The organism is Actinobacillus capsulatus DSM 19761, from assembly GCF_000374285.1.
Taxonomy (GTDB): Bacteria; Pseudomonadota; Gammaproteobacteria; order Enterobacterales; family Pasteurellaceae; genus Actinobacillus; species Actinobacillus capsulatus.
Map to the genome: position 1 here is coordinate 240105 of NZ_KB893930.1, position 13786 is coordinate 253890.

General features: G+C 42.2%; 11 protein-coding genes. All 11 read left to right on the plus strand.

The features are described 5' to 3' along the window. The first annotated feature begins 2 nt into the window (after positions 1 to 2). The gene (gene ftsL, locus C228_RS0101205) at positions 3 to 317 is read left to right on the plus strand and encodes a cell division protein FtsL (RefSeq protein ID WP_005622208.1); all 315 of its coding nucleotides are present in this window, start codon (positions 3 to 5) and stop codon (positions 315 to 317) included. 3 nt (positions 318 to 320) lie between these two features. Next, entirely contained in the window at positions 321 to 2381 is a 2061-nt protein-coding gene (locus tag C228_RS0101210) for a penicillin-binding transpeptidase domain-containing protein (protein WP_018650895.1), read from the plus strand. A 23-nt stretch (positions 2382 to 2404) separates the two neighbouring features. Further along, positions 2405 to 3907 carry a UDP-N-acetylmuramoyl-L-alanyl-D-glutamate--2,6-diaminopimelate ligase gene (gene murE, locus C228_RS0101215; RefSeq protein WP_018650896.1) on the plus strand — a complete coding sequence of 501 codons (1503 nt, stop codon included), beginning with the start codon at positions 2405 to 2407 and terminating at the stop codon, positions 3905 to 3907. A 212-nt stretch (positions 3908 to 4119) separates the two neighbouring features. Further along, positions 4120 to 5514 (plus strand): UDP-N-acetylmuramoyl-tripeptide--D-alanyl-D-alanine ligase, encoded by a 1395-nt coding sequence (gene murF / locus C228_RS0101220; RefSeq protein WP_018650897.1) that lies wholly within the window; start codon positions 4120 to 4122, stop codon positions 5512 to 5514. 106 nt (positions 5515 to 5620) lie between these two features. After that, entirely contained in the window at positions 5621 to 6703 is a 1083-nt protein-coding gene (gene mraY, locus C228_RS0101225) for a phospho-N-acetylmuramoyl-pentapeptide-transferase (protein WP_018650898.1), read from the plus strand. Between the two features lie 83 nt (positions 6704 to 6786). Continuing rightward, the gene (gene murD, locus C228_RS0101230; protein ID WP_018650899.1) at positions 6787 to 8097 is read left to right on the plus strand and encodes a UDP-N-acetylmuramoyl-L-alanine--D-glutamate ligase; all 1311 of its coding nucleotides are present in this window, start codon (positions 6787 to 6789) and stop codon (positions 8095 to 8097) included. A 1-nt stretch (position 8098) separates the two neighbouring features. Beyond that, entirely contained in the window at positions 8099 to 9277 is a 1179-nt protein-coding gene (gene ftsW / locus C228_RS0101235) for a putative lipid II flippase FtsW (protein WP_018650900.1), read from the plus strand. A gap of 152 nt (positions 9278 to 9429) precedes the next feature. Then, the gene (gene murG, locus C228_RS0101240) at positions 9430 to 10485 is read left to right on the plus strand and encodes an undecaprenyldiphospho-muramoylpentapeptide beta-N-acetylglucosaminyltransferase (RefSeq protein WP_018650901.1); all 1056 of its coding nucleotides are present in this window, start codon (positions 9430 to 9432) and stop codon (positions 10483 to 10485) included. Between the two features lie 51 nt (positions 10486 to 10536). Further along, on the plus strand, positions 10537 to 11964 hold the full coding sequence (gene murC, locus C228_RS0101245; protein ID WP_018650902.1) for a UDP-N-acetylmuramate--L-alanine ligase: 1428 nt from the start codon (positions 10537 to 10539) through the stop codon (positions 11962 to 11964). Between the two features lie 106 nt (positions 11965 to 12070). Next, positions 12071 to 12982 carry a D-alanine--D-alanine ligase gene (locus C228_RS0101250; protein WP_018650903.1) on the plus strand — a complete coding sequence of 304 codons (912 nt, stop codon included), beginning with the start codon at positions 12071 to 12073 and terminating at the stop codon, positions 12980 to 12982. Beyond that, positions 12982 to 13776, plus strand: a complete 795-nt coding sequence (locus C228_RS0101255; protein WP_018650904.1) for a cell division protein FtsQ/DivIB — start codon at positions 12982 to 12984, stop codon at positions 13774 to 13776. Before C228_RS0101250 ends, C228_RS0101255 begins: the two co-directional genes overlap by 1 nt. Positions 13777 to 13786 lie beyond the last annotated feature (10 nt).

Genomic DNA, 13786 nt, shown 5'->3' on the forward strand with positions numbered 1-13786 from the left:
GAATGGCAAGTAATGAACGTTATCCGCTCCATCAAATTATTTTAGATGATTTAACCGGACACAATAAAGTTGCATTGATTCTACTGATAGCAACGGTGTTAACCGCAATTGGCACTATTTGGATTACTCACCAAACTCGTTTGCTTACCGCAGAGCAAGGAAAATTAGTTCAGCAAAATCGTAAGTTGGAAAGCCAGTATATTCACTTACAGCTGGAAGAAAACGCAAAAAGCCAGAAATCTCGTGTTGAAGCGGCAGCAGCCAGCTTCGGTTTACAACAGATTAAAAAAGAGCAAGAAGTTATTTTGGTTGAATAAATAATGGCAAAGTCAGTTAAATTAAAGCGTAAACCCGCAGCCTCAGAGCCGAATATAGAGGCAAAAAAACAAGCCAGCACTAAAAATGAACCGAGTTATCTCCCGATTCGTTTTGGTGTTGTCGGTCTTTTCATACTTGTGATGGCGGGAATGCTAATTGCTAAAGCTGCGCATATTCAGTTATTTGATTCTGAACGCCTTATCAATGAAGCGAATAATCGCTCACTCCGTACTAAAGAGCTTCCGTTTACCCGTGGTCGAATTTTAGATCGTGACGGACGTTTCTTATCTATCAGTGTACCGATGTACTCTCTTACTTTAGATCCCCGTGAATATTTTGACAGCAAACTCAGACGCTCATCAGAACGTTGGAAATTGCTGGCAATGGAAATGGGCAGTTCAAAAAGTAAAATTGAGAAAAGTGTTAGCGATTTTATTGAGAAGAAAAACAAGTCCAAAGAAAAAGTGGAATTTGATCCACGCTCGATTTTGAATACTAAAAGCGAGAACTATTGGACGTTGCTGGCGCAATCAACCGGCTTAGACTACAACAGTTTGATTAGCACCGTACGCAATAATCCGCATTCACAGTTTGTTGCGCAGGAGATTGCGGCGGCGCAATTGGATCGTTCAAAAATGGAAGCGATCGCCAAAGCAATTGGGGAAAAATATAACGATTTAATGAATCGTTTGTATAAAGCTTCTCGTCAGCGTTTTATCTATATTGCACGCCATGAATCCGAGAGTATTGCTAATTATGCGCAGGAACTGAAAATTGACGGAATGGTGTTAAAAGCCGAATCACGCCGTTTTTATCCGTTGGCAGAAGAAGCTTCGCAATTAATCGGCTTTACCGATGTTGATGACGTACATGGTACGGAAGGTTTAGAGCGTAGCTTTGACTCTCTACTGATTGGCAAAAACGGTCGTCAAGTGATTCGTAAAGATGCACGTGGTAATGTGATTGAAAATATTCGAGATGAAAAACAGTATGATCCGCAAGACGTCATGTTGAGTATTGATGAAGAATTACAATCCGAAGTATATAAGAAGATCAAAGAAGCGGTGATTGCCAATAATGCCGAATCAGGTACGGCAGTATTAGTTGACGTACAAACCGGTGAAATTTTAGCGATGGCAAATGCGCCTTCGTTTAACCCGAACAAACGAAATAGCTTTAAACCGGAATTAATGCGTAACCGAGCGATTACCGATACTTTTGAACCGGGTTCAACGGTTAAACCGTTGGTAGTATTAACCGCATTACAAAACGGCGCGACTTATCGTGATGAAGTGATTAATACTCGTCCATTTGTGGTCAATGGTCATACGATTAAAGACGTTGCACCGCGTGAGAGTTTATCGCTAACCGGTATTTTACAAAAATCTAGTAATATCGGGGTGAGTCGTTTGGCATTACGTATGCCGTCTACCGCATTAGTCGATACTTATAGTAAAGTCGGTTTTGGTAAAGATACCGGTTTAGGTTTAGGTGAGCAAAAGGGAACAAACGGTGATCGTAAGCGTTGGTCTGATATTGAGCGTGCAACCATGGCATACGGCTACGGTTTAAATGTCACGCCATTACAGTTAGCCCGAGCTTATGCTACCTTAGGAAGCTTCGGCATTTATCGTCCGCTTTCAATTACTAAAGTTGACCCACCGGTTATTGGTGAGCGTGTATTACCTGAAAAAATCACCCGAGATGTGGTGCATATGATGGAGAGTGTTGCCCAAAAAGGCGAGGGTGGTCAGAAAGCAGCGGTTGATGGTTATCGTGTGGCGGTCAAAACCGGTACAGCACGTAAACTTGAAAAAGGGCAGTACGTAGAAAAATATATTGCCTATACCGCAGGTGTTGCGCCGGCAAGTGATCCTCGCTTTGCATTAGTGGTGTTAATTAACGAGCCGAAAGCCGGTGCTTATTATGGTGGCTCGGTTTCAGCACCGCTATTCTCAAGCATTATGGGCTACACCTTGAAAGCAAGAAATATCAAACCGGATAATCTCACTGATACGGAAAATGCCGTACGTGAAATTAAATCAGAACAAAAAGTAAATTAGAACAGAATAAATTAGGTAACAATATGAAACGTTTACTTCCCTTTCTTACTGAACTTGATGCTTGGGTGGCGGAGTTAAAACCGCTTAAGCAAATGACGTTAGACTCTCGCCAAGTGAATGAAGGCGATCTGTTTGTCGCGCTAAAAGGGCATCAAGTTGATGGTCGCCAATTTATCCAAAAGGCGATTGAGCAAGGTGCAGCATTAGTTTTAGCGGAAGCGGACGAAGGTCAAGATGAAATTGAGTTGGATGCGAAATTTGCAAAATATAACTTAAATCGCACCGCTTGTAAGGTAGTTTCAGTACCGAATTTAGCACGTATTTTGTCGGAAATTGCTGGCGCGTTTTATACCAATCCGTCTGAAAAACTCACTCTCGTAGGCGTAACTGGCACGAACGGCAAGACCACAAGTGCCCAATTACTTGCCCAATGGCACAACTTGTTAGGCGGAAAATCTGCGGTGATGGGGACGATTGGTAACGGTTTATACGGCAAAGTACAAGAAGCGGCAAATACCACCGGTTCGGCAATTGAAGTACAACGCAATTTAGCCAGCTTTGTAGAAATGGGAGCTGATTTTTGTGCGATGGAAGTGTCTTCACACGGTTTGGCTCAATATCGTGCGGAAGCGTTAAGCTATGATTTAGCGGTGTTCACTAATTTAAGCCGCGATCATCTCGATTACCATAAGACGATGGAAGAATATGCACAAGCAAAATTCCGTTTGTTTAGCGAATTAAATACCAAAGCACAAGTATTAAACGCAGATGATGAGATTGGCCGTGAATGGTTAGCAAAATTACCGAATGCGGTTGCCGTCAGTACCGATGCTCACTTTAGTAGCGACCATAAATTCGTTAAAGCGACCGATGTGAGCTTTAGCTTACAAGGTGTAAAAATTGCGTTTGAATCAAGCTGGGGAAACGGCGAACTAAATAGTCGTTTAATCGGTGCGTTTAACGTCAATAATTTGCTTACTGCATTAGCCAGCTTATTGGTGCTTGGTCACGATTTGCAAAAATTAATCGAAACCGCACCGCTTCTGCAAGGGGTTGCCGGACGTATGGAATGTATCGTTTCGCAAAAAAATCCGCAAAATAGACCGCTTGTGTTAGTCGATTATGCCCATACGCCGGATGCGTTAGAAAAAGCCTTACAAGCGGCACGATTACATACCGAAGGTGAGCTTTACTGTATTTTCGGTTGCGGTGGCGATCGTGATGCGGGTAAGCGCCCGATGATGGCGGCGATTGCAGAAAAATTAGCGGATAAAGTGATTGCGACTGATGACAACCCGAGAACCGAAGATAATACCAAGATTATGGCAGATATTCTCAAAGGTTTCGTTCAAGTGGAGAAAGTACAAGTGATCCACGATCGTGAACAAGCAATTAAAAGTGCGATTGAACAAGCCGGTGCAAAAGATGTCATTTTGATTGCAGGTAAAGGGCATGAGGATTACCAGATTATTGGTACGACTAAGCATCATTTTTCGGATCAGGAAACCGCAGCTAAATACCTGTGACTTGTCACTTTCTTTGCTTCGCCAAAGAAAGTAACCAAAGAAAGGCGCCCCCAGATTTTCCTTTTTCCTCTGCTTATTGCTAACTTTTGGGACGAATTTTTCAAACTCGCTTGCAAGCAAGCTCAGACACGAAAAATTATCCTCAAAAGTTTACGCAAACGCTTCGGAGGAAAATAGGGGAATGCAATAAATAGACTGAAGATAGATATTCAATGATAAAACTAACAACAAATGAAATTGCCGGCATTCTTAATGCGCAGTTGATTGGTGATGGTAATGTGGTGGTAGAAAACACCAGCACCGACACTCGACAAGCGGTCGAAAACGGACTGTTTTTTGCGTTAAAAGGCGAGAATTTTGATGCACACCATTATTTAGATAAAGCGATCGAACAAGATTGCGTGGCTGTGGTGGTTGAGCGTGAATGTGAAATTTCCGTACCGCAAATTGTCGTGAAAGATACACGCCTTGCATTAGGCGAGTTAGCCAAATGGTTAAAAGCGAAACTTAATCCGAAAACAGTGGCGATGACAGGTTCTTCAGGCAAAACCACCGTAAAAGAAATGACGGCAAAAATTTTGCAAAAAATGACCGCTTGTGAAGATGAAGTGCTTTATACCTTTGGCAATTTAAATAATGACCTCGGTGTGCCGATGACCTTATTACGTTTAACGCCACAACATAAATTTGCGGTGGTGGAGCTAGGTGCAAACCATATCGGTGAAATCGCTTATACCACGGCAATCACTCAGCCTGACGCTTGTTTGGTAAATAATGTTGCAGCGGCGCATTTAGAAGGGTTTGGCTCGCTCGCAGGTGTGGCGCAAGCGAAAGGTGAAATTTATCGAGGCTTAAAAGCCGGCGGTAAAGCGATTGTGAATCAAGCGTTCTATTTCCCTCAATGGCAAAAAGAAATCGGAGAGCATGAGCTGCAATCATTCAGCTATACCGGTTCGGATCAAGATTCGTATGCAGATTTTTGGGCGGAAAACGTGGAGTTAGGTTTATTCGCTTCTCATTTCACTCTACATTCTCCGCAAGGTGAAATCGAAATTAATTTACCTTATTTAGGCGCACATAATGTCAGCAATGCTTTAGCAGCAACTTCGCTCGCAATGGCTGTCGGTGCGGATTTAAATGCGGTCAAAGCCGGATTGGAGCAATGCTCGCAAGTAAAAGGTCGTTTGTATCCGGTAGAAGTTAATCAGCATTGTTTATTGATTGATGATACCTATAACGCTAATGTCGATTCGATGAAATCGGCGGTGGCGGTGTTAAAAAATTATCCTGCTTTCCGTATTTTTGCGGTCGGTGATATGGAGGAACTCGGTGATGAAAGTGCAGCTTGTCACCAACAAGTAGCGGATTTCGTGCGTGAGGCAGATTTAGATTTAGTCGTCAGTTTTGGTCAACAAAGTGCAGCAATTAGTGGAGAGGCAGCACATCACTTTACTGATAAACAAGCGATGCACGATTTCTTATTGCCGATTATTTCGCAAAAAATTGCAGAAAAGCAACCGCTAGTGTTGTTAGCAAAAGGTTCTCGTAGCCAAAAAATGGAAATATTGATTTCTGCTTTATGCCTTTCTTTGGGTGTTTCTTTTTAATTTTAAGGTAGATAGTGAAAATGGGTTATGACTCGTGACGCTATTTGATATGGATAAAATTTGTGGGCGATTGCCCGCTTAGTATGATTTACCAAGGTTTTTTCTTATGTTAGTTTGGCTTGCTGAGTATTTAGTTCAATATAATACGGCATTTAACGTTGTATCTTATATTACTTTCCGTGCAATTATGGCATTGCTTACCGCAATGGGTATCGGTTTATGGATTGGTCCTGAAGTGATTCGTCGCTTGCAGTTATTAAAATTCGGTCAAGAAGTGCGTAATGATGGCCCGGAAAGCCACTTCAAAAAACGTGGTACGCCGACCATGGGCGGTATTATGATTTTAATCGCCATCGGTGTGAGTACCTTGCTTTGGGCGGATTTGCGTAACAGTTATGTTTGGTTTGTGCTATTCGTGTTATTCGGCTACGGTGCGGTCGGTTTTGTTGATGATTATTGGAAAATCAAACGCAAAAATACCGATGGTTTAATTGCTCGTTGGAAATATTTCTGGCTGTCGGTGATTGCGCTGATTGCGGTATTCGGTATTTATGCGGTCGGTAAAGACACAGCAGCAACTCAATTAGTGGTACCGTTCTTTAAAGACTTTATGCCGCAGCTCGGTATTTTCTTTATCATTCTTTCTTATTTTGTAATTGTCGGTACGTCAAATGCGGTAAACCTCACGGACGGTTTAGACGGCTTAGCGATTGTGCCGACCATTATGGTAGCATCGGCTTTCGCGTTAATTGCATGGGCAACTGGTAACTTCAATTTTGCGCAATATTTACATATCCCGTTTGTACCGAATGCGGGCGAACTCGTAATTCTATGTACCGCAATTGTTGGAGCAGGTTTAGGTTTCTTATGGTACAACACCTATCCGGCACAAGTATTTATGGGTGATGTCGGCTCGCTTTCATTAGGCGGTGCGTTAGGCATGATTGCGGTATTGGTTCGCCAAGAATTATTACTCGTGATTATGGGCGGTGTATTCGTGGTGGAAGCACTCTCGGTAATCTTGCAAGTCGGTTCATATAAACTTCGCCAAAAACGTATTTTCCGTATGGCGCCAATTCATCATCACTTCGAATTAAAAGGTTGGCCGGAGCCTCGTGTTATTGTGCGATTCTGGATCATTACCTTGATGCTTGTATTAGTTGGCTTAGTCACATTAAAACTTCGTTAATCATAGGTGGGCTTGTCCCACCTTTTTCGCTTGCAAGCGGTTGGATTTATCCAAATTTTTACAAATTATAAAGAGATTCAATTATGCAAAACCAATATAAAGATAAGATTGTTACTATTATCGGCTTAGGAAAAACCGGTTTATCTTGTGTCGAATTTTTTGCGGATAAGCAAGCAAAAGTACAAGTGATTGATACTCGCGAAAAGCCGGCGGGTGCCGATCAGCTTCCGCTAGATGTGCCACTGCATATCGGCGGTTTAAACAGCGAGTGGCTGTTAGCTTCCGATTTAATTGTGATCAGTCCGGGGCTTGCGTTGGCTACACCGGAAATTCAACAAGCCATCAATGCCGGTGTAGAAGTGGTTGGCGATATTGAATTATTTGTACGTGAGGCGAAAGCACCGATTATTGCAATTACCGGTGCAAACGGTAAAAGCACGGTCACGACATTAGTGACTGAAATGGCAAAACAGGCGGGGATTAAAGTCGGTATGGGTGGCAATATTGGAGTGCCGGTATTAAGTCTATTGAATGAAGAATATGAATTGTTTGTGTTGGAACTGTCCAGTTTCCAATTAGAAACCACTTCTTCTTTAAAAGCGGTGGCGGTAACTATTTTAAATATTAGTGAAGATCATATGGATCGTTACAATAACTCGATTGAAGAATATCGTTTAGCGAAATTGCGTATTTACGACAATGCCGAGAATGTGATTGTAAACGGTGAAGATAGACTGACTTATCCGCTTGAAACGCAAGCGGTCAAAAAATTGATTCGTTTTGCAGAACATAATGCCGAGTACACTATGCGCAACGGTATTTTATATTCGGGTGATGATGCAATTATCCCAACCAAAGAAATGCTGATTTCAGGTCGTCATAATGAAATGAATGCGTTAGCGGCGATGGCATTAGCCGAAGCGGCAGGCATCCCTCGTGAAGGGATTGTAAAAGCATTGCAAGTGTACGGCGGTTTGGATCATCGTTTCCAAGCGGTAAAAACCAATGACGGCGTGCGCTGGGTGAATGATTCGAAAGCGACTAATGTCGGCAGTACGGTGGCGGCGCTCAACGGATTACAAGTGGCAGGAACACTTTATTTGTTATTAGGTGGCGATGGCAAAGCGGCGGATTTTTTCGAGTTAAAACCACTTATTAATAAACCGAATATCGTTTGTTATTGCTTCGGTCAGGATGGATCGCAATTAGCGGCATTATCAAACCAAAGCGTATTGGTGGAAACTATGCAACAAGCGATTGAGCAAATTCGCCCACAACTGAAAAAAGGTGATATGGTACTACTGTCGCCGGCTTGCGCAAGTCTCGATCAATTTAAGAACTTTGAAGAACGTGGACACGTTTTTGTCAAATTAGCTCAGGAAGTAACCGCTTAATATGTTAGAAAGATTTAAGACAGAATGGGATAAATGGATACGATTAACGCCGACTAATTCACTATATGATCGCACGTTGATCTGGCTGTTTTTCGGCTTATTGGTCATCGGTTTTGTGATGGTCACCTCGGCATCGATTCCGGTCAGTACCCGTTTAAATAACGATCCGTTTTATTTTGCGGTGCGTGACGGAATGTATTTAGCGGCTTCGTTATTTGCATTCGTGATTGTTGTCCAGATCCCAACCGAAAGTTGGGAAAAACGGAATGTCGCCTTTTTCTTAATATCGCTACTGTTTTTAGTTGTGGTATTGATTTTTGGGCGTAATGTTAACGGTGCGACGCGTTGGATCTCGCTCGGACCGATAAATTTCCAGCCAGCAGAATTGGCAAAATTAGCCATCATTTGCTATTTCGCCAGCTTCTATGTACGTAAATATGATGAAATGCGTACTAAGCGTGCGAGCTTTATTCGTCCGATGGTGATTTTAGCTATTTTTGGTATTTTGTTACTGCTACAGCCGGACTTGGGTAGTACGTTCGTATTATTCGTATTAACGTTTGCTATGCTATTTATTATGGGGGCGAGAATTTTACAGTTCCTATTCCTAGGCATTGCGGCAGCGATCTTATTTGCGTTTTTAGTACTGACATCTGAATATCGCCTTAAACGTGTCACCTCTTTTATGGATCCATTTGCGGATGCTTATGGTAACGGTTTCCAACTTTCCAACTCGCAAATGGCATTTGGTCAAGGTGAGTTTTGGGGGCAAGGGTTAGGCAACTCGGTACAAAAACTGGAATATTTGCCGGAAGCACATACGGACTTCGTTATGGCGGTGGTCGGCGAAGAATTCGGATTTATCGGTATTGTCGCGATTGTGATCTTATTAGTCTCTTTAGCATTACGGGCACTTAAAATTAGTAAAGATGCGCTGAAATTAGAAGAGCGTTTTCGTGGCTTCTTAGCTTTCGGAATCGCAATTTGGATCTTCTTACAAGGCTTCGTAAATCTAGGGGTAGCTTCAGGTTTACTACCGACCAAAGGATTAACATTCCCATTGGTGAGTTATGGTGGCTCCAGTTTGGTTATTATGTCGATCGCAATTGCGATTTTACTGCGAATTGATTATGAAAATCGCCTTGCTCTAATAGGGCATGCGCAAATCAAAGAAATTTAAAGAAACAAGCGGTCGGAATTTGCAAAAAATTTGCAAAAACTGATCGCTTTCTTTTTCCGTAAATTGTCAATTTCCTGTACAATAACAACAATTTGTCTAAAAAAGTTTTGTAAGCGGTCGATTCCGCTCAAAAGTTTGTAAAAGAGATTAAAATGACTAAAAAACTTCTTGTCATGGCAGGTGGAACCGGTGGCCATGTGTTTCCGGCAATTGCGGTTGCACGAGAACTGCAAAAACGGGGTTGGGAGATCCGTTGGCTAGGAACTCAAGATCGAATGGAAGCTGACCTTGTGCCAAAGCACGGTATTCCAATTGAGTTTATTCAAATTTCCGGATTAAAAGGAAAAGGTATCGGTGCATTGCTGAAAGCACCGTTTGCGATTTTTAAAGCGGTGATGCAGGCACGTAAAATCATTAAAAATTATCAACCTGATGCGGTGCTCGGTATGGGCGGATATGTATCCGGACCGGGTGGCATTGCTGCGAAATTATGTGGTGTACCGGTTATTTTACATGAGCAAAATGCGGTTGCCGGTTTAACCAACGTATGGTTAGCAAAAATTGCTCGCCGTGTTTTACAAGCATTCCCTACTGCATTCCCAAATGCAGAAGTGGTGGGAAATCCCGTGCGTGAAGATCTTGCTCAGCTTGAAGCGCCGGAAATTCGTTTTGCCGAACGAGGTTATCCGATCAATATTTTAGTGATGGGCGGTAGCCAAGGTGCAATAGTGATTAACCAAACCGTACCTGAAGCGGCTAAACAGCTTGGTCAAAATGTGTTCATTAGCCATCAAGTGGGAAAAGGCAATCTCAGCGGTGTGGAAGAAATTTATCAAGCAACCGGCAACGGTATTGCCGCCGAATTTATTGACGATATGGCACAAGCCTATAATTGGGCGGATTTAGTGATTTGTCGTTCAGGCGCTTTAACCGTATGTGAGATTGCCGCAGCAGGTTTGCCGGCAATTTTTGTGCCTTATCAACATAAAGATCGCCAACAATATTTGAATGCGACTTATTTGGCGAATGACGGTGCGGCAATCATTATCGAACAACAAGATTTTACGGTAGAAAGTTTATTAAGTGCGTTACAGCCGTTAATTGCCGATCGCCAAAAGCTAACTGAAATGGCGGTTAAAGCCAGAGCGAAAGCAATGCCTACAGCCGCTCAACGTGTAGCAGAAGTGATTATCGAACAAGCGAAATAGTTTTAAACGCAACCAACAAAAATATTTGGTTGTACAGATAGGAAAACAATAATGAAAAATTTCCAAAATAAAGTTAAAAAATTAGTACCAGAAATGCGCCGTGTAAATCAAATCCATTTTATCGGTATTGGCGGTGCGGGCATGAGTGGTATTGCTGAAGTATTATTGAATGAAGGCTATCAAATTTCAGGTTCGGATATTGCCGAAGGCCCGGTTACTAAACGTTTAGTTGAAGCGGGAGCAAAAGTTTTTATCGGTCATCAAACGGAAAATATTATTGGTGCAAGCGTAGTAGTGGCTTCAAGTGCGATTGATGATACTAACCCAGAAGTAAAAGCAGCAAAAGAAGCTCGTATTCCAGTGATTCAACGTGCGCAAATGTTAGCAGAAATTATGCGCTTCCGTCACGGTATCGCTATTGCAGGCACACATGGTAAAACGACTACTACTGCAATGATTTCAATGATTTATACCGAAGCACAATTAGATCCAACTTTTGTAAACGGCGGTTTGGTTAAATCGGCGGGCAAAAATGCACATTTGGGTGCAAGTCGCTATTTAATTGCGGAAGCGGATGAAAGTGATGCGTCATTCTTACATTTACAACCGATGGTTTCAGTGGTAACGAATATCGAGCCGGATCATATGGATACTTACGGCGGTGATTTCGAACAGATGAAAGCAACTTATGTAAAATTCTTACGTAACTTACCGTTCTACGGTTTAGCGGTTATGTGTGCCGATGATGAAACCGTGATGGAAATTGCGCCGCAAGTTGGTCGTCAAGTTGTAACTTACGGCTTTAGCGAGAAAGCAGATTATCGTATTGAAGATTATCAGCAAACCGGTTTCCAAGGTCATTACACCGTAGTTTGTCCGAATGGCGAGCGTATTGATGTGTTGCTGAATGTACCGGGTAAACACAATGCTCTGAATGCAACGGCAGCTCTTGCGGTAGCGAAAGAAGAAGGCATTACTAACGAAGCGATTTTAGCCGCACTTGCCGATTTCCAAGGTGCCGGTCGCCGTTTTGACCAACTTGGTTCATTTATTCGCCCGAACGGTAAAGTGATGTTAGTCGATGACTACGGTCACCACCCGACTGAAGTAGACGTAACGATTAAAGCGGCGCGTTCAGGCTGGGAAGATAAACGTGTTGTGATGATTTTCCAACCGCACCGTTATTCACGTACTCGTGATTTATTTGATGATTTCGTACAAGTGTTATCACAAGTCGATGCGTTAATTATGCTTGAAGTGTATGCGGCAGGCGAAGCACCGATTGTTGGTGCGGACAGTAAAGCGTTATGCCGTTCAATCCGCAATTTGGGTAAAGTAGATCCGATTTTAGTTTCAGATACCGATCAGCTTGGCGAAGTATTAGATCAAATTATCCAAGACGGCGATTTAATTCTTGCACAAGGTGCCGGTAGCGTAAGCCGCATTTCTCGTGGTTTAGCAGAAAGTTGGAAAGCTTAATAAGCGGTAAGATTTGCAAAAAATTTTGCAAAATTGACCGCTTGTGAACCTTGAATCGAGTAGTAGGGGCACGATACATCGTGTTCAAAATAAGAAAGGATAAAAAATGAGCATTAAAGATGAAAAAATTGCAGTGTTATTTGGCGGCGTTTCTCAAGAACGTGAAGTATCGCTAAATTCGGGCGCAGCGGTAACTGAAGCATTAAAATCACTAGGCTATAATGTAGAAGGTATTGATACTAAAGATTTCCCAATTGAAAAATTAAAAGAAAAAGGAATTCAACGCGTATTCAATATTTTACACGGCGGTATCGGTGAAAACGGTGTGTTACAAGGCGCATTAGAGCAAATGGGCATTCCTTATACCGGTTGTGGCGTAATGGCATCAGCGGTAACTTTAGATAAATTCCGTACCAAATTAATGTGGCAAGCAGTCGGCTTACCAACGGCAGAAATGGTGGTTATTCGCCGTGGGGAAGCGGTCGATTCCGAACAAATTATTGCAAAATTAGGTTTACCGGTATTTGTTAAACCTTCAAGCGAAGGTTCAAGTGTTGGTGTGACCAAAGTAAAAACGGTTGAGCAATTATTGCCGGCGGTGGAAGAGGCGTTAAAATTCGATTCAATCGTATTAATTGAAGCCTTCTTAGCAGGTAAGGAATATTCCGTTCCTGTGTTAGACGGTCAAGTATTACCGGCTGTACAAGTGATTCCAGATGGTGAGTTTTATGACTATCATGCGAAATATGTATCGGATAATACTCAATATGTCGTGCCGGCATTAAACGATGAACGTCAAGCAGAAGTGGCAAAATTAGTTAAAGTGGCTTACGATGTGGTTGGTTGTCGTGGCTGGAGCCGAATTGATGTGATGGAAGATGCAAATGGCCACTTTAATTTAGTTGAAGTGAATACTTGTCCGGGTATGACAAGCCATAGTATTTTTCCGAAATCTGCGGCAACGGTTGGCATTCCGTTTGAAAAATTAGTCGAGCATGTATTGGAGTTAAGTGCCTAATGGTTTCTGTTTTACGCAAAAAAACGGCACCTTCGGTTCGTTTTAAGCCGTTAAAAGCAAAATCTTCAGCAAATCCCTTTAATCGATTAGTATTAATTAAACCGTTGATTGTGTTATTATGCGTAATCTTCGCATTTATCGTTTATAGTAATTGGCATCATTGGTTGGAAAATTTAGATAAATCTCCGATTCGAGCTTATGCACTTACTCATAAAACTCGATTCACAACAAATGCGGACGTTCGGGAAACTTTATCGCAAAAACCTGTTCTAAAAGGATATTTCGGTCAAGACATTCAACAAGTTAAAGAAAAATTACTTGGTATTTCTTGGGTGCGAGATGTGGTAGTCAGAAAGCTTTATCCTGATCGTTTAAGCATTACGTTAATTGAGCATAATCCAGTTGCTATTTGGAATAATACGAACTTTCTTTCTGATCAGGGCGTGGTATTCAGTTTACCGGCTGATCGAATGGATAAAACGGGGCTTCCGGTGCTTTATGGACCGGATTCCGAAGGAAAAATAGTTCTAGATGCGTGGAGTAAAATAAAAGCGGACTTAAAAGCTCGAAATTTAGAGTTGCAATCCGTTGCAGTAGATAACAGAGGTTCTTGGACGATCACTTTATCAAATCATGTAGAGCTGCGCCTTGGTCGAGGGGAATGGACACCTAAAATTGACCGTTTTGTAACGATTTTTCCGGAAATTAATGTTCCTGAAGGACAACGACTGGCTTATGTGGATTTGCGCTATGAACATGGTGCGGCTGTCGGTTTTAGTCCTGTACATCAATAATTCTTAGCAA

Excerpts from the sequence above, each read along its gene's own strand:
- murD (WP_018650899.1), top strand. The coding sequence starts at position 6,787 with ATGCAAAACCAATATAAAGATAAGATTGTTACTATTATCGGCTTAGGA.
- C228_RS0101255 (WP_018650904.1), top strand. The coding sequence starts at position 12,982 with ATGGTTTCTGTTTTACGCAAAAAAACGGCACCTTCGGTTCGTTTTAAG.
- C228_RS0101250 (WP_018650903.1), top strand. The coding sequence starts at position 12,071 with ATGAGCATTAAAGATGAAAAAATTGCAGTGTTATTTGGCGGCGTTTCT.
- ftsL (WP_005622208.1), top strand. The coding sequence starts at position 3 with ATGGCAAGTAATGAACGTTATCCGCTCCATCAAATTATTTTAGATGAT.
- C228_RS0101210 (WP_018650895.1), top strand. The coding sequence starts at position 321 with ATGGCAAAGTCAGTTAAATTAAAGCGTAAACCCGCAGCCTCAGAGCCG.
- murC (WP_018650902.1), top strand. The coding sequence starts at position 10,537 with ATGAAAAATTTCCAAAATAAAGTTAAAAAATTAGTACCAGAAATGCGC.
- murF (WP_018650897.1), top strand. The coding sequence starts at position 4,120 with ATGATAAAACTAACAACAAATGAAATTGCCGGCATTCTTAATGCGCAG.
- murG (WP_018650901.1), top strand. The coding sequence starts at position 9,430 with ATGACTAAAAAACTTCTTGTCATGGCAGGTGGAACCGGTGGCCATGTG.
- murE (WP_018650896.1), top strand. The coding sequence starts at position 2,405 with ATGAAACGTTTACTTCCCTTTCTTACTGAACTTGATGCTTGGGTGGCG.
- mraY (WP_018650898.1), top strand. The coding sequence starts at position 5,621 with ATGTTAGTTTGGCTTGCTGAGTATTTAGTTCAATATAATACGGCATTT.
- ftsW (WP_018650900.1), top strand. The coding sequence starts at position 8,099 with ATGTTAGAAAGATTTAAGACAGAATGGGATAAATGGATACGATTAACG.